This is a genomic window from Kitasatospora sp. NPDC127035, assembly GCF_042726075.1.
In the GTDB taxonomy this organism is placed as follows: domain Bacteria; phylum Actinomycetota; class Actinomycetes; order Streptomycetales; family Streptomycetaceae; genus Kitasatospora.
In genome coordinates this window covers 1-15,019 of record NZ_JBHXDN010000117.1, presented here as the reverse complement: position 1 = coordinate 15,019, position 15,019 = coordinate 1, and the positions used below count along the sequence as shown (strand labels likewise).

The 15,019-nt window shown below is 75.2% G+C and carries 13 protein-coding genes; 11 read left to right on the top strand and 2 right to left on the bottom strand.

The features are described from left to right. The 6 genes from ACFWIC_RS39790 to ACFWIC_RS39765 all read left to right on the top strand — a co-directional run. Positions 1–741, top strand: a 741-nt coding sequence (locus ACFWIC_RS39790) for a hypothetical protein (RefSeq protein ID WP_380521964.1), incomplete at its 5' end; no start/stop codon positions are given. 14 nt (positions 742–755) lie between these two features. Further along, entirely contained in the window at positions 756–1,988 is a 1,233-nt protein-coding gene (locus ACFWIC_RS39785; RefSeq protein WP_329950041.1) for a histidine kinase, read from the top strand. Positions 1,989–2,024: 36 nt separating this feature from the next. Next, positions 2,025–2,693, top strand: a complete 669-nt coding sequence (locus ACFWIC_RS39780) for a response regulator transcription factor (protein WP_329882657.1) — start codon at positions 2,025–2,027, stop codon at positions 2,691–2,693. Positions 2,694–3,087: 394 nt separating this feature from the next. Next, on the top strand, positions 3,088–3,468 hold the full coding sequence (locus ACFWIC_RS39775) for an SHOCT domain-containing protein (protein WP_329882658.1): 381 nt from the start codon (positions 3,088–3,090) through the stop codon (positions 3,466–3,468). 38 nt (positions 3,469–3,506) lie between these two features. Next, positions 3,507–4,259 carry an ABC transporter ATP-binding protein gene (locus ACFWIC_RS39770; protein ID WP_329882682.1) on the top strand — a complete coding sequence of 251 codons (753 nt, stop codon included), beginning with the start codon at positions 3,507–3,509 and terminating at the stop codon, positions 4,257–4,259. After that, on the top strand, positions 4,256–6,826 hold the full coding sequence (locus ACFWIC_RS39765; protein WP_329950042.1) for an FtsX-like permease family protein: 2,571 nt from the start codon (positions 4,256–4,258) through the stop codon (positions 6,824–6,826). The genes ACFWIC_RS39770 and ACFWIC_RS39765 overlap by 4 nt, the downstream gene beginning before the upstream one ends. Before the next feature lie 80 nt (positions 6,827–6,906). On the opposite strand, the gene ACFWIC_RS39760 is transcribed toward ACFWIC_RS39765, so the two are convergent. Next, on the bottom strand, positions 6,907–7,188 hold the full coding sequence (locus ACFWIC_RS39760) for an HPr family phosphocarrier protein (protein WP_329882660.1): 282 nt from the start codon (positions 7,186–7,188) through the stop codon (positions 6,907–6,909). Positions 7,189–7,543: 355 nt separating this feature from the next. Between ACFWIC_RS39760 and ACFWIC_RS39755 the strand changes: the two genes are divergently transcribed. From ACFWIC_RS39755 to ACFWIC_RS39740, 4 genes are all read left to right on the top strand, one after another. Next, positions 7,544–10,297 carry a GNAT family N-acetyltransferase gene (locus tag ACFWIC_RS39755; RefSeq protein WP_329882683.1) on the top strand — a complete coding sequence of 918 codons (2,754 nt, stop codon included), beginning with the start codon at positions 7,544–7,546 and terminating at the stop codon, positions 10,295–10,297. A 93-nt stretch (positions 10,298–10,390) separates the two neighbouring features. Beyond that, the gene (locus ACFWIC_RS39750; protein WP_329950043.1) at positions 10,391–10,990 is read left to right on the top strand and encodes a DUF5998 family protein; all 600 of its coding nucleotides are present in this window, start codon (positions 10,391–10,393) and stop codon (positions 10,988–10,990) included. A 185-nt stretch (positions 10,991–11,175) separates the two neighbouring features. Beyond that, positions 11,176–12,360: an alkaline phosphatase family protein gene (locus ACFWIC_RS39745; protein ID WP_380362721.1), complete on the top strand. Its 1,185-nt coding sequence runs from the start codon at positions 11,176–11,178 to the stop codon at positions 12,358–12,360. Positions 12,361–12,393: 33 nt separating this feature from the next. Further along, positions 12,394–13,056, top strand: coding sequence for a thymidine kinase (locus ACFWIC_RS39740; protein ID WP_329882663.1), 663 nt, complete (start codon positions 12,394–12,396; stop codon positions 13,054–13,056). Positions 13,057–13,108: 52 nt separating this feature from the next. Here the strand turns inward: ACFWIC_RS39740 and ACFWIC_RS39735 are convergent, their stop codons facing one another. After that, positions 13,109–13,867, bottom strand: coding sequence for a VOC family protein (locus tag ACFWIC_RS39735; protein WP_329882664.1), 759 nt, complete (start codon positions 13,865–13,867; stop codon positions 13,109–13,111). A 153-nt stretch (positions 13,868–14,020) separates the two neighbouring features. Between ACFWIC_RS39735 and ACFWIC_RS39730 the strand changes: the two genes are divergently transcribed. Next, on the top strand, positions 14,021–14,881 hold the full coding sequence (locus tag ACFWIC_RS39730; protein WP_380521960.1) for a sulfurtransferase: 861 nt from the start codon (positions 14,021–14,023) through the stop codon (positions 14,879–14,881). Positions 14,882–15,019 lie beyond the last annotated feature (138 nt).

Genomic DNA, 15,019 nt, shown 5'->3' with positions numbered 1-15,019 from the left:
CCGCCCGGCCGGGCGACCGCGGCGTCCACCGAGACGCCCGAGCCCCCGGCCGACCGCGCCGCGCGGTTCCGGCTGCCCCGGCACGCCCGCCGGATCTGGCTCGTCGCGCACGTCGCCCTCTCGGTCGGCTGGCTGGGCCTCACCGCCGGCGTGCTCGCCCTCGGCATCGCCGGCCGCTTCTCCGACGACCCGGACACCGTCAAGGCCGCGTACCTGGCCCAGGAGATCTTCGCCGACTGGCTGCTGATCCCGGTCAGCCTGCTCTCCCTGCTGTCCGGTCTGGTGCTGTCCCTCGGCACCACCTGGGGCCTGCTCAAGTACCGCTGGGTGGTCACCAAGTTCTGGCTGACCCTGGCCGCCACCCTGGCCTCGATCTTCGCGCTGCGCGCCTTCATCCACGACGCCGCCGGCCAGGTCGCCGCCGGGACGGTGCCGCCGGACGGCCGGTCCCCGCACGTCCTGGTGATCGCCCCGTCGGTGGCACTGACCATCTACCTGACCGCCACGATCCTCTCCGTGCTGAAGCCCTGGGGCATGACCCGGCGGGGCACCCGGCTGGCCGCCGCCGCCCGGGCCGGCCGCGTCCGCCCGTCCGGTGCCGGCAGCGCGTCCGACCCCGCTGCCGCCCGGAACGTCCGGTCCGCCCCCGGCGCCAAGGACGCCCCCGGCGCCAAGGACGCCGCCGCGCCCGGTACCGCCGACACCGACACCGACGCCGCCGCGGTGCGGCCGGGGCGGTGAGCGGGAGTCCCGGCATGAGCACCGACCACGACCCGCTCGGCGGCCCGCCCTGGACCAGGCCCTCCTGGACGGTGGTCTCCGCCGTCCTGGTGGCGCTGTTCCAGGTGGTCGGTTCCACCGCCGCCGCCCGCCAGCAGCAGGACTACCGCGTCCCGCTGGACGCCGCCGGATACGCCCTGCTGCTGCTCGGCCCGGTCCTGCTGCTGTTCCGCAACCGCTTCCCCGGCCCGGTGGTGATCGCGGTGACCGCCGTCACCACCGGCTACCTGCTGGCCGGTTACCCGTACGGGCCGGTCTTCTTCAGCCTCGCCGTCGCCGTGTACGGCGCGCTGTCCCGGGGCTACCGCCGGGTCGCCTGGATCTCGGTCGGCACCGGCTACCTGGTCCATCTGGCCAGTTCCCACCTGCTGCCGCAGAGCTGGCTGCGCGCGCCCGCGCAGAGCCCCGGCTGGTGGCAGGAGGCCGGGGTGGCCGCCTGGCTGCTGCTGGTCCTGGCCGTGGCCGAGATCATGCGCTCGCGCGGAGAGCAGCTGGCCGCCCGCCGGCTGGCCAGGCGGCAGGCCGAGGAGAACCGGGCCGCCGAGGAGCGGCTCCGGATGGCCCGCGAGCTGCACGACATCCTGGCCCACTCCATCTCGGTGATCCACCTGCAGGCCGGGGTGGCGCTGGAGCTGATCGACCAGCACCCCGAGCAGGTCCGGGCCGCGCTGACCGTCATCAAGGCCACCAGCAAGGAGGCCCTCGGCGAGGTCCGGCAGGTGCTCGGCACCCTGCGGGGCCCCGACGGCCAGGCCCCGCGCACGCCCGCACCCGGGCTGGCCCGGTTGCCCGAACTGGTCACCCAGGCGGGCCACGCCGGCCTCACGGTCTCCGTGGAGACGGCGGGGGAGGGGCGGCCGCTGCCGTCCCAGCTGGAGCTGGCCGCGTTCCGGATCGTCCAGGAGGCGCTCACCAACGTCATCCGCCATTCGGCCGCGCGCAGTGCCACGGTTCTGATGGACTGGACCTCCCCGGAGGGGCTGCTGCTCCGGGTGGACGATCCGGGTCCGGCCGCCGGCGGTGAGGGCGGCGGCTCCGGCAACGGCCTGATCGGCATGCGCGAGCGGGCCGCGGCGTTCGACGGCGAGCTGACGGTCGGTCCGCACGGCGGCGGCTTCCGGGTCCGGGCGTGGCTGCCCGATCCGGCGGGGAAGGACCGGGCGGGGAACGGCGCCGGGCGGACCGGCGCGGAACGGCACGGGCGGTAGCCGGCAGGGCGAGCACAGCGAGGGACGACGAACGACATGATCCGAGTACTGCTGGCGGACGACCAGGTCCTGGTCCGGGCGGGCTTCCGGGCGCTGCTCGACGCCCAGCCCGACATCGAGGTGGTCGGCGAGGCCGACGACGGGGACGCGGCCGTCCGGCTGGTCGGGGAACTCCGGCCGGACGTCGTGCTGATGGACATCCGGATGCCGGGCACCGACGGGCTGGAGGCCACCCGCCGGATCTACGCCGTCCCCGAGCTCTCCGGCGTCCGGGTGGTCGTGCTGACCACGTTCGAGATGGACGAGTACATCTTCGAGGCGCTCCGGCTCGGCGCGGCCGGCTTCCTGGCCAAGGACACCGAGCCGGCCGACCTGCTGCGCGCCGTCCGGGTCGCCGCGGTCGGGGACTCGCTGCTCTCCCCGGGCGTGACCCGCCGGCTGATCGACGAGTTCGCCAGCCGCTCCCGGGAGCCCTCAGACACCGGCCGGTTGCTGGCCTCGCTCACCGACCGTGAGCGCGAGGTGCTCACCCTGGTCGGTATGGGCCTCACCAACGACGACATCGCGCGCCGGCTGGTGGTCAGCCCGCTCACGGCGAAGACGCACGTCAGCCGGGCCATGGTGAAGCTCGGCGTCCGCGACCGGGCGCAGCTGGTGGTGCTCGCCTACGAGTCCGGCCTGGTCCGCCCCGGCTGGCTGGGCTGACCACCGCGCCCCGCCGCCGGCCCGCCCGCCACCGGCCCGCCCGCCACCGGCCGGCCCGGCACCGGTCCGCCGGTCTCGCGTGCCCCGCGCCCGGAGCGCGCCGCGCCCGCTCCCCGCGCCGCAACGCCGCTCCTCGCCCCGCCGCCGGCGCGGGAAGTCGGCGGGTCCGACGTCCCGCGCGCGACCACCCGCGCGGAAGGCCCACGGCCGGAAGCCGTCCGGCCGGAAGCAGCCCGGTCGCCAGGCCGTACTCCCCGTGTCGTAGCCCGGGTGCCGCTCCCCGGAGGACGCGCCGGACCCCTCCCCGGCGAGAAGCTCGTGGTGGCCTCGGGGAGCGTCCCGGGGCAGGGCCCCCGCCGGAGTGCGCGGGGGGCACACCGAGGAGTTGAACGACATGCAGAGCACCGCGACACTGCTCGCCGACACCGTCTGCCGGGAGGGCTGGGGCCCGTGGGGCGGCGGCCCGGGTCCGTGGTTCCTGATCTTCCCGCTGTTCTGGCTGCTCGTCCTGGTCGTGGTGGTGACCACGCTGCGCCGCCGCGGCGGAGCCGGCCGCGGTCCGTGGGGCCCGCCGTGGGCCGGTGGCCCGTGGGGCGGCGGCCCGGGATGGCGCGGCGGCTGGCCGGGCGGCCCCGAGGGCCCGCTGGCCTCGCTGGCCCGCCGGTACGCCGAGGGCCAGATCACCGAGGAGGAGTACCGGATCCGCCGGGACACCCTGCTGGAGCACCTGGAGGGCCCCGACGACACCAAGCCGGGCCGGGGCGGTGCCAAGTGACGGCGTTCCCCGTCCTCGAACTGGTCGGGACCGACCGGATGGCGGCCCAGGTCTCCGAGGCGGTGAAGGTCTACGGCATCGGCCGGACGGAGGTCCGCGCCCTGGACCACGTGACGGTCGGGTTCCCGGCCGGCCGGCTCACCGCGATCATGGGCCCGTCCGGTTCCGGCAAGTCCACCCTGCTGCACTGCGCGGCAGGGCTGGACCGGCTGACCGCCGGCACCGCGATGATCGGCGACACCGAGCTGGACGGGCTGAGCGACCGCAAGCTGACGGTGCTGCGCCGGGAGCGGATCGGTTTCGTCTTCCAGTCCTTCAACCTGGTGCCGGTGCTGACGGCGCGGGAGAACATCACCCTGCCGGTCGACCTGGCCGGCGGGACGGTGGACGAGTCGTGGGTGGAGACGCTGATCGACGCGGTCGGTCTGCGTGACCGGCTGGGCCACCGGCCGACCGAGCTCTCCGGCGGGCAGCAGCAGCGGGTCGCGCTGGCCCGGGCGCTGGCCGGCCGCCCGGAGGTGGTCTTCGCGGACGAGCCGACCGGCAACCTGGACTCCCGTACCGGGGCCGAGGTGCTGGGCCTGATGCGCCGCGCGGTGGACGACATGGGCCAGACCGTGGTCATGGTCACCCACGACCCGACCGCCGCCGGCTACGCGGACGAGGTGCTCTTCCTCGCCGACGGCCGGCTGGTGGACCGGATGGAGCGGCCCACCCCGGACGGGGTGCTGGACCGGATGAAGGCCTTCGAGCGCGGCTCCGGCGCCGGCCGGGGAGGCGTCCGGTCATGAGCAGCACCACCGCCACCCTCAGGATCAGCCTGCGCTCGCTGGCGGCGCACAAACGGCGGCTGGCCGGGACGTTCACCGCGATCATGCTCGGGGTGAGCTTCCTGGCCGGGACACTGGTTCTCGGCGACACCCTGCGCAACAGCTTCGACACGCTCTTCGCCGACGCCAACCGGGGCACCGACGCGGTGGTGCGCAGCGCCGACGTCATGGACACCGAGAACACCCCGGGCGGCGTCCGGGCCCCGGTGGACCTCGCGCTCGCCGACCGGCTGCGGTCGGTGCCCGGCGTCGCGGCGGCCGAGCCGGCCGTCCAGGGCTTCGGTCAGCTGATCGGCAGCAACGGCAAGGCGGTGGGCGGCCAGGGGCCGCCCACCCTGGCCGGCTACTGGCAGGCGGACAGCGGGCTGAACCCGTACCGGCTGGCCGAGGGCCGGGCGCCGGAGCAGCCGGGGGAGGCGGTGATCAACCGGGGCGCGGCCAAGGCAGGCGGTCTGGCGGTGGGCGATTCCACGCTGCTGCGCACCCCCGACCCGGTGACGGTGAGGATCGTCGGGATCGCGACCTTCGGCCCCGAGGCCGACGGCATGGGCCAGAACACCTACACCGGGCTGACGCTGGCGGACGCCGAGCGGTACCTGACGCCGAAGGGGCAGGGCCAGGCCAGCTCGATCCAGTTCCGGGCGGCGAGCGGTGTCTCCCAGCAGGAGCTGGTGACGGCGCTGTCCGCGAACCTGCCGTCCGGTCTGGAGGCGGTGACCGGGGCCAAGGTCACCCAGGAGGCCACCGACCAGGTGTCCAGCCGGTTCCTGACCATGTTCACCACGCTGCTGCTGGTGTTCGCGGGTATCGCGCTGCTGGTGGCGACCTTCACCATCTACAACACGTTCGCCATCGTGGTGGCGCAGCGGACGCGGGAGAACGCGCTGCTGCGGGCCCTGGGTGCGGCGCGCGGCCAGGTGCTGGCGGCGACCCTGGCGGAGGCGGTCGCGGTGGGCCTGGCGGCCTCGGTGGCCGGTCTGCTCGGCGGGATCGGTGTGGCGGCGGGGTTGAAGTCGCTGTTCAAGGTGATCGGGTTCAACCTGCCCACCGGCGGGCTGGCGATCAGCGCGGTCTCGGTGGCGCTGCCGCTGCTGGTGGGGACGGTGACGGCGGTCGGTTCGGCGGTGCTGCCGGCGGTCCGGGCCGGTCGGACGGCTCCGCTGGCCGCGATGCGCGCGGTGGCCGTGGACACCGCGGCGGCCGGCCGGGCCGGCCGGATCCGCTGGGCGGTCGGTTCGCTGCTGGTGGCGGCGGGTGTGGTCGGCACGGTGGTCGGTGCGACGAACGGGCCGTCGGTGGCGTTGACGGCGGGCGGTGCGCTGGGCACGCTGCTCGGTGTGGTGGTGCTGGGTCCGGTGTTCGCGACCTTCGTGGTGCGGGTGCTGGGTGCCCCGCTGCCGAGGCTGCGCGGGATGCCCGGCGTGCTGGCGGAGCGGAACGCGGCCCGCAACCCGAAGCGGACGGCGGCGACGGCCAGCGCGCTGATGGTCGGGGTCACGGTGGTGTCGCTGTTCACGGTCTTCGGTGCCTCGATCAAGGCCACGATGGACGACACGGTGAAGAAGACCTTCGCCGGGGACCTCGCGGTCTCGACCGGAGGGTTCCGCGGCGGCGGGCTGAGCCCGAAGCTGGCGGAGGCGATCGGCGGGCTGCCGGAGGTGCAGCAGAGCGTGGGGCTCGGCCGGGGCGTGGCCCGGGTGGACGGCCACGGCCGGACCCTGGACGTCACCGACCCGACGAAGCTGTCCGGCATCGTCGACCTCGGCCGGGTGGACGGTTCGCTCCAGCTGGGGGCGGACGGCCTGGCGGTCTCCCGGACGGAGGCCGAGAAGCACGGCTGGCAGGTGGGTACGCAGGTCCCGGTGCGGTTCAGCGACGGCGCCGAGGCCCCGTTCACGGTGAAGGCGCTCTACCGGGGCGGCGAGCTGACCGGGGACTACCTGATCACCCGGGAGGCCTGGGCGCCGCACAAGGGCCAGGACGCGGACTCGCTGGTGGCGGTGGCGCTGCGTGACGGCGTCTCGCTCGCGGCGGGCAAGGCGGCGGTGACGAAGGCGGCGGAGCCGTTCGGCAACCCGTCGGTGCAGACCAGGTCCGAGTACGCGAAGAGTGCCGCCTCGGTGGTCGACATCATGCTCTCGGTGGTCTACGCGCTGCTGGCGCTGGCGGTGCTGATCGCGCTGCTGGGGATCGCCAACACGCTGACCCTGGCGGTGCACGAGCGGACCAGGGAACTGGGGCTGCTGCGCGCGGTCGGGCAGACCAGGAGCCAGCTGCGGGCGATGGTCCGCTGGGAGTCGGTGCTGGTGGCGCTGTTCGGCACGATCGGCGGGCTGGGCCTGGGGGCGTTCCTCGGCTGGGCGCTGGTGCGGGCGGCCGACACCGAGGGGACGGGCAGCTTCGCGGTGCCGCCGTTGCAGCTGTCGGTGGTGCTGGTGGCCGGGCTGGTGGCGGGCGCGGTGGCCGGGTTGCGGCCGGCCCGCCGGGCGGCCCGGCTGGACATCCTGCGGGCGATCGCGGCCGGCTGAGCGCCGGGGCGGACGCGACGGAGCCCGGGCCCCCCGACCAACGGGGCCCGGGCTCCGGCGCGTGCGCGGAGGCGGTCGGCTCAGGCCGCGGCCGGCAGCTCGTCCAGGCCCTCCTGGACGAGCCGGGCCAGGCGGTCCAGGGCCTCGTCGGCGCCCTCGGCGTCGGAGGCCAGGACGACCTCCTCGCCGCCCTCGGCGCCGAGGCCGAGCAGGCCGAGCATGGAGGCGGCGTTGACCGGCTTGCCGCCGGGCTTGGCGATGGTGATCGGCACGCCGGTGGCGGTCACGGCCTTGACGAAGACGGAGGCGGGACGGGCGTGCAGGCCCTCGGCCCAACCGATGGTGACGCGGCGCTCAGCCATGAGACGTGCCTTTCCGGTAAAGCTGGTCATGGCCGTGATGGGGGAATCGACCATGTTGTCTAGACCAGTGTTGCATGCAGCCGACCCCTGCGAGGAGCTGCGTTCGGGACTTGTGATTGTTTCTTTCGGGGGCATAACCGGCGCATAACCCCCGGCCAACGGCCGTGTCCACCCTGCCTCGTGCGCACGCCCGGCGCCATTCGGCTCGCCGCCGGATAACCTGACGAATGTGGACGACCCCGCGGCACCGCCCCCCCAGCAGGACCAGCAGGACCGGCCGGTCCGGCCGGGCGAGAAGGACCGGCAGCACGGCCGGCCCGCCGAGCCGGACTACCCCCAGCACTGGGAGGCGGACATCCTGCTGCGCGACGGCGGCACGGCCCGGATCCGGCCGATCGGCACCGCCGACGCCGGCCGCCTGGTCGAGTTCTACGAACAGGTCTCCGACCAGTCCAAGTACTTCCGCTTCTTCGCGCCCTACCCCAGGCTCTCCGACAAGGACGTCCGCCGCTTCACCCACCACGACTTCGTCAACCGGGTCGGCCTCGCCGTCGTCGTCCGCGACCGCTTCATCGCCACCGTCCGGTACGACCGGATCGACGCCGACGGCCGCCCCTCCGAGACCGGCACCGACGCCGAGGTGGCCTTCCTGGTCCAGGACGCCCACCAGGGCCGCGGCGTCGCCTCCGCCCTGCTGGAACACATCGCCGCGGTCGCCCAGGAGCGCGGCATCCGCCGCTTCCAGGCCGAGGTGCTGCCCGAGAACCGCAAGATGGTGAAAGTCTTCACCGACGCCGGTTACACCCAGCACCGCAGCTTCGCCGACGGCGTCGTCCACCTGGAGTTCGACCTCGAACCGACCGCCGCCTCGCTCGCCGTCATGCGGGCCCGCGAGCACCGCGCCGAGGCCCGGTCCGTCCAACGGCTGCTCACCCCGCGCTCGGTCGCGGTGATCGGCGCCTCCCGTAACCCGCAGACCGTCGGCCGGGCCCTGCTCCGCGACCTGCTGGCCGGTTCCGCCGACGAGGACCGGCCCGTCTACGCGGTCAACCGCAACGCCCCGCCCGGCACCGAGCTGGACGGCGTCCCGGTGCACCGCTCGATCCTGGACATCCCCGGGCCGGTCGACCTCGCGGTGATCGCCGTCCCCGTCTCCGCCGTCCCCGCGGCCGTCGCCGAGTGCGGCGCGCACGGCGTGCAGGGCCTGGTGGTGGTCACCGCCGGGTACGCCGAGACCGGCCCCGAGGGCCGCGACCGCCAGCGCGCCCTGGTCCGCCAGGCCCGCGCGGCCGGCATGCGGGTGATCGGCCCGAACGCCTTCGGCCTGATCTCCACCGACCCCGACCGCCCGCTGAACGCCTCGCTCGCCCCCGTCCTGCCCGGCCGGGGCGGCTTCGGCGTCTTCTGCCAGTCCGGCGCGATCGGCGTCGCCCTCCTGGAGTCCGCCCACCGGCGCGGCCTCGGCATCTCCTCCTTCGCCTCGGTCGGCAACCGCGCCGACGTCTCCGGCAACGACTTCCTCCAGTACTGGGCCGAGGACCCGTCCACCGACGTCGTCCTGCTCTACCTGGAGTCCTTCGGCAACCCGCGCAAGTTCACCCGGATCGCCCGCCGGCTCGCCCAGGCCAAGCCGGTGGTCGTGGTCAAGGGAGCCCGCCACACCGGCAGCCTCCCGCCCGGTCACGCCGTCCCGCCCACCGCCACCGGCCTGCGCGACGCCACCGTCGACGCGCTCTTCCAGCAGGCCGGCGTCACCCGGGTGGAGACCATCACCGAGCTGTACGACACCGGCGAACTGCTCGCCCTCCAGCCGCTGCCGCCCGGCGACCGGGTCGCCGTCGTCGGCAACTCCGACTCGCTCGGCCTGCTCACCCACGACGCCTGCCTCTCCGCGGGCCTGCGCCCGCGCACCCCCGTCGACCTCACCACCGCCGCCACCGGCGAGAACTTCCGGATCGCCCTGGACACCGCGCTGGACGACCCGGCGGTGGACGCGGTGATCGCCGTCGCCATCCCGCCGATCGGGACCTCCGCGCACGCGTTCATGGGCGGCCGGCTCACCGGCCCGGACGACCCCGAGGTCGGCTCCGACGACCCCGAGATCGCCGCCGCCCTGCTGGAGGCCGGCACCCGTGCCCGGGCCCTGGGCAAGCCGCTGCTCCTCGCCCACCTGGCGCTCACCGACCTGCCGTCCCGGCTGCGCCCCGGCGGCATCCCGGCCTACCCCGCACCGGAACGGGCCGTGCACGCGCTGGCCCACGCCGTCCACTACGCCGACTGGCGCCGCCGGATGGCCGAGGCCGAGGAGACCGCCCGGGTCCCCGAGCTCGACCGGATCGACGAGGCCGGCGCCCGCGGCCTGGTCGAGGCCGCGCTCTCCACCCGCGCCGCGATCGCCGCCCGCACCCAGCCCGGCGGAGCCCGGATCACCCTGCCCGACGCCGACACCGTCGCGCTGCTCGCCCGCTACGGCATCGACGTCTCGCCGACGCTGCCCGCCCCCGACGAGGAGACCGCCGTGCGGGCCGCCGCTACCCTCGGCTACCCCGTCGCCCTCAAGGCCACCGCGCCGCACCTGCGCCACCGTCCCGACCTCGGCAGCGTCCGGCTGGACCTGACCGGCGAAGCCGGGCTGCGCCGTGCGCACCGGGAGCTGGACGCCCTGCTCGGCGGCGCCGCCGAGGCCGCGCTGGTGGTGCAGCGGCTCGCCCCGCGCGGGGTGGACACCGTGATCGGGGCCACCGTCGACTCGGCGGTCGGCGCGATCCTCTCCTTCGGCCTGGCCGGTGCCCCCGCCGAACTCCTGGGCGACGTCGCCCACCGGCTGGTTCCGGCCACCGACCAGGACGTCGCCGGGCTGGTCCGCGAGGTCCGCGCGGCCCCGCTGCTGTTCGGCTGGCGCGGCGCCGAGGCGGTCGACACCGGCGCGCTGGAGGAGCTGCTGCTGCGGGTGTCCCGGCTGGTCGACGACCTGCCGGAGGTCGCCTCGGTGGATCTCGAACCGGTGGTCGTCGCCCCGCACGGGCTGGCGATCCTGGGGGCGCGCGTGCGGATCGCGCCCCTGCCGGTCCGCAGTGATCTGGGTCCGCGCGCGATGAGCACGCTGTAACCTTCCTTGGTTGCGTCCGGACCGCGGGCGCCGTTGTCCGAAGCTCGGCGCCGTGCCGCCCGCTTCGTCGGCGGACCATGCCAGGATGGAGTTATGGCGAAGACCGGTACCACCACCACGCAGGACCTGCGCTCGGCGATCGAACGCAGCGGCTACTACCCGGCCCTGGTGTCCGAGGCGGTGGAGTCCGCGGTGGGCCCCGAGCCGATCAGCTCCTACCTGGTGCACCAGGAGACCACGTTCGACGCCAACGAGGTCCGCCGGCACGTCACGGTGCTGGTCCTCACCTCCACGCGGTTCGTGGTGAGCCACACCGACGAGCAGTCCGGTGACGCGACCACCCCCGCCGTCCCGTACGCGACGACCTCCACCGAGAGCGTCCGGCTGGACCGGATCAACTCCGTCGTGGTGAGCCGGATGGTCGCCAACCCGGAGACCTACACCCCGGGCACCCTCCCGCGCGAGGTCGTGCTCACCATCGGCTGGGGCGCCGTCCAGCGCCTCGACCTCGAACCGGCCGGCTGTTCCGACCCCAACTGCGAGGCGGACCACGGCTACACCGGTTCGGCCACGGCCGACGACCTGTCCCTGCGGGTCAGCGAGGCCGGCGACGGCCCGGAGACGGTCGCCCAGGCGCTGGTCTTCGCCCGCGCGCTCTCCGAGGCGACGACCGGCGGCGGCTCCCGGGTCTGAACCCGGGTCTGAACCCGGTTCCCGCCCGACCCCCGCCCGCCCGACCCCGAAGGACCGATCGCCACCGGACCGACCCGTACACCGGACCGGTCCCCGCCGGACCGACCCGTACCGACGCACGCCCGGACGCGGCCCCGCCACCGCGCCCGTGACGCACCGGCCAGCCAGGAAGCCACCCCCGCCACATGCCCTTCGCCCCCGACGACTACGACGCCTTCGAGCTCCTCGACCCGGCCGCCGCCCCCGCGCCCCCCTACGGCAGCGGCTCGCTCTGCGACCTGCTGCCCTCGGTGGCGGCCGGCCTCGGCGTCCCGGGCTTCACCACGACGCTGCCGATCGCGCCCGCCGACCGCGTGGTGGTCTTCCTGGTCGACGGCCTCGGCTGGGAGCTGCTGCTGCGCCACCCCGAGTACGCGCCGTTCCTCTCCTCGCTGACCTCCGGCTCGCTCGGCGGCACCGGTCGCCCGCTGACCGCCGGCTTCCCCTCCACCACCGCCACCTCGCTGGCCTCGGTGGGCACCGGCACCCCGCCCGGTCTGCACGGCCTGGTCGGCTACACGGTGGCCGTCCCCGGCGCCGGGCACCTGATGAACCAGCTCCGCTGGCAGCCGCCGACCGACCCGGCGGCCTGGCAGCCGTACCCGACCGTCTTCCAGCAGACCCACGCCGCCGGGGTGGCCACCGCCCAGGTGTCGTCCCCGCTCTTCGCCCAGACGCCGCTGACCAGGGTGGCGCTCTCCGGCGGCACCTTCCACGGCCGTACCACCGGCGAGGAGCGGATGGACCTGGCCGCCGCCTGGCTGGCCGAGCACGACCGCGCGCTGGTCTACACCTACGTCAGCGAACTGGACGGCGCGGGGCACCGCTTCGGCGTGGACTCCGACGAGTGGCGGATGACCCTGGACGCGGTCGACCGGCTCGCCCGCCGGCTCGCCGAACAGCTGCCGCCGCGCTCGGCGATGTACGTCACGGCCGACCACGGCATGATCGACATCGCCCCCGAGGACCGCATCGACTTCGACGAGGACTGGGAGCTCGGCGCCGGCGTCGCCCTGCTCGGCGGCGAGGGGCGGGCCCGGCACGTCTACGCGGTCCCCGGCGCGGCCGCGGACGTCCACACGGTCTGGAGCGAGGTGCTCGGCGACCGGATGTGGGTGGCCACCCGCGACCAGGCGATTGCCGCCGGCTGGTTCGGCCCCGCGGTGGACGACCGGGTCTACCACCGGATCGGCGACGTGGTCGCCGCCGCCCGGGACGACATCGCGATCACCGCCTCCCGCAACGAGCCCGGCGAGTCCGCGATGATCGGCCTGCACGGCTCGATGACCCCGGTCGAGCAGTTCGTGCCGCTGCTCGAAGTCCGCAGCTGAACTCCCCCGATCCGAAAGGCCTCTGCACCACCCATGGCTGAACTGGTGTTCTTCTCGGGCACGATGGACTGCGGCAAGTCGACGCTCGCGCTCCAGATGGACCACAACCACGCCGCCCGCGGTCGGCAGGGGATCATCCTCACCCGTAACGACCGGGCCGGAAAGGCCACCATCTCCAGCCGCCTCGGCCTGCGCGCCGACGCGGTCGAGGTGGCCGACGGCTTCGACTTCCACGCGCACGTCGTGCAGCGGCTCTCGGCCGGCGGTCGGGTCGACTACCTGATCTGTGACGAGGCCCAGTTCTTCGCCGCCGAGCAGGTCGACCAGCTCGCCCGGGTGGTCGACGAACTCGACATCGACGTCTACACGTTCGGCATCACCACCGACTTCCGCACCCGGCTCTTCCCCGGGTCGCAGCGGCTGATCGAGCTGGCCGACCGGGTCGAGGTGCTCCAGGTCGAGGCGCTCTGCTGGTGCGGTGCCCGCGCCACCCACAACGCCCGGACCGTCGGCGGCGTGATGGTGGTCGAGGGCGCCCAGGTCGTGATCGGCGACATCTCGGTCCGCGACGACGAGGTCGGCTACGAGGTGCTCTGCCGCCGCCACCACCGCCGCCGGCTCACCGCCGCCACCGCCCGGGCCTCCGTCCTCTCCCCGGACGTCCTCCCCTTCGAGGAGCAGCAGCCCACGCTCTGAGGCACACGGACCGACAGGTCCGCGGTCGGGTCGCGTCAGGCCCCGGGTCGGGTCAGGTCAGGCCCCGGGCTTCGAGCACCGAGAAGTGCCCGCCACGCGGGTCGGCCAGCCGGGCCGCCCGGCCGCGCACCGTCTCCTGCGGCGGGACCAGCACCCGGCCGCCCAGCTCCGCCGCCCGGCGGGCCGTCAAGTCGACGTCCTGCACAGCGAAGTGGGACCGCCAGCGCGGCGGGTGGCCGCGCAGCTCGTCGCCGCGGCGGATCCCGGCCACCGGCCGGCCGCCCACCAGCAGCGCCGACCCGCCCTCGGCCGCCGCCGCCGACACCCCGAGCACCGCACGGTAGAAGGCCGCCGCCCCGTCCGCGTCCGGGGTGAGCAGTTCCGCCCAGGCCGGGCCGCCCGGCTCGGGCCCGGTCTCCCGGCCCGGGTGCTCCTCGCCCTGCCAGAGCCCGAAGACCGCGCCGGAGACGTCGGAGGCGATCGCCAGCCGTCCGGCCCGCTCGGCCTGCAGCGGCCCGACCGCGACCGTCCCGCCGCACTCCCGCACCGACTGGGTCGCCCGGTCGGCGTCGTCCACCGCGAAGTACGTGGTCCACTGCACGGGGAAGCCCGTCACCGAGGACTCCCCGAGGCCGGCCACCGACTCCCCGCCGAGCCGGGCCCGGACGTACTCGCCGAGCGGGCCGGGGCCCGGCGCGAAGTCCCAGCCGAGCAGTTCGCCGTAGAACGCCCGGGAGCCGGGCAGGTCGTCGGTCATCAGGCTGACCCAGCACGGGGTGCCCTGGGCCAGCCGGAGTGTCACCGCGGGCATGACAGTCTCCTCACGGGCGGTAGGCGCACGAAACGGCGCAGTGAGGGTGATGCTTCCACCGTGGCGTGCATCGAACCCTCGGGCCGCGCGGAAAGTCCGGCAAAGACCGGACAAAGAGCACCGGCCGGGTCGCGCTGCGCCAGAATGGCCGCCATGACGACCCATCACGATGATTCCCCGCTGGTCTCGGTGACCGACCTGCGGGCGGCGCTCGACTCCGCGCACCCGCCGGTTCTGCTCGACGTGCGCTGGCAGCTCGGCGGCCCGCCCGGCATCGACGACTACTCGGCGGGCCACCTGCCCGGCGCCCACTTCGTGTCCCTGGACACGGATCTCGCCGCCCCGGCCGGCCCGCCCGGTCGCGGTGGCCGTCACCCGTTGCCCGACCCGGAGGCGTTCGGCGCCGCCCTGCGGGGCTTCGGCGTCAGCGCCGACCGCCCGGTGGTGCTGTACGACGGCGCGACCTCGCTGGCCGCGGCCCGCGCCTGGTGGCTGCTGCGCTGGGCCGGCCACCCGGACGTCCGCGTCCTGGACGGCGGTTTCGCGGCCTGGCAGGAGGCCGGCCTGCCGGTGACCACCGAGGTGCCGCCCGCCGGGGAGGGCGACTTCAAGCCGGTCCCGGGGCAGTTGCCGACGGTCGACGCGGACGGCGCCGCCGTCTGGGCCCGTGAGGGTCTGCTGCTGGACGCCCGGGCGGGGGAGCGCTACCGCGGCGAGACCGAGCCGATCGACCCGCGTGCCGGGCACATCCCGGGTGCGGTCTCGGCGCCGACCACCGAGAACGTCGGCCCGGACGGCCGCTTCCTGGCGCCCGCCGAACTCGCCGCCCGGTTCCGGGCGCTGGGAGCGGGGGAGCGGGGGACGGCCGTCTACTGCGGCTCCGGGGTGACCGCCGCGCACCAGATCCTGGCGCTGGCGGTGGCCGGCCTGCCGGCCACCCTCTACCCGGGCTCCTGGAGCGAGTGGTCCGGTGACGAGACCCGGCCGGTCGCGGTCACCGACCAGCCGGGCTGATCCCGGGCCCGGCCGACGCCACCCCGTGACGGGTGACGGGTGACGGTGTGACGAAGGGGCGGGAGGCCACGGCCTCCCGCCCCTTCGTGACACCCTAGTGGCCCGTGTGACTCCTTCTTGTTGGGCCGGCTGGCCATT

Excerpts from the sequence above, each read along its gene's own strand:
- ACFWIC_RS39785 (WP_329950041.1), top strand. The coding sequence starts at position 756 with ATGAGCACCGACCACGACCCGCTCGGCGGCCCGCCCTGGACCAGGCCC.
- ACFWIC_RS39780 (WP_329882657.1), top strand. The coding sequence starts at position 2,025 with ATGATCCGAGTACTGCTGGCGGACGACCAGGTCCTGGTCCGGGCGGGC.
- ACFWIC_RS39775 (WP_329882658.1), top strand. The coding sequence starts at position 3,088 with ATGCAGAGCACCGCGACACTGCTCGCCGACACCGTCTGCCGGGAGGGC.
- ACFWIC_RS39770 (WP_329882682.1), top strand. The coding sequence starts at position 3,507 with ATGGCGGCCCAGGTCTCCGAGGCGGTGAAGGTCTACGGCATCGGCCGG.
- ACFWIC_RS39765 (WP_329950042.1), top strand. The coding sequence starts at position 4,256 with ATGAGCAGCACCACCGCCACCCTCAGGATCAGCCTGCGCTCGCTGGCG.
- ACFWIC_RS39760 (WP_329882660.1), bottom strand. The coding sequence starts at position 7,188 with ATGGCTGAGCGCCGCGTCACCATCGGTTGGGCCGAGGGCCTGCACGCC.
- ACFWIC_RS39750 (WP_329950043.1), top strand. The coding sequence starts at position 10,391 with ATGGCGAAGACCGGTACCACCACCACGCAGGACCTGCGCTCGGCGATC.
- ACFWIC_RS39745 (WP_380362721.1), top strand. The coding sequence starts at position 11,176 with ATGCCCTTCGCCCCCGACGACTACGACGCCTTCGAGCTCCTCGACCCG.
- ACFWIC_RS39740 (WP_329882663.1), top strand. The coding sequence starts at position 12,394 with ATGGCTGAACTGGTGTTCTTCTCGGGCACGATGGACTGCGGCAAGTCG.
- ACFWIC_RS39735 (WP_329882664.1), bottom strand. The coding sequence starts at position 13,867 with ATGCCCGCGGTGACACTCCGGCTGGCCCAGGGCACCCCGTGCTGGGTC.
- ACFWIC_RS39730 (WP_380521960.1), top strand. The coding sequence starts at position 14,021 with ATGACGACCCATCACGATGATTCCCCGCTGGTCTCGGTGACCGACCTG.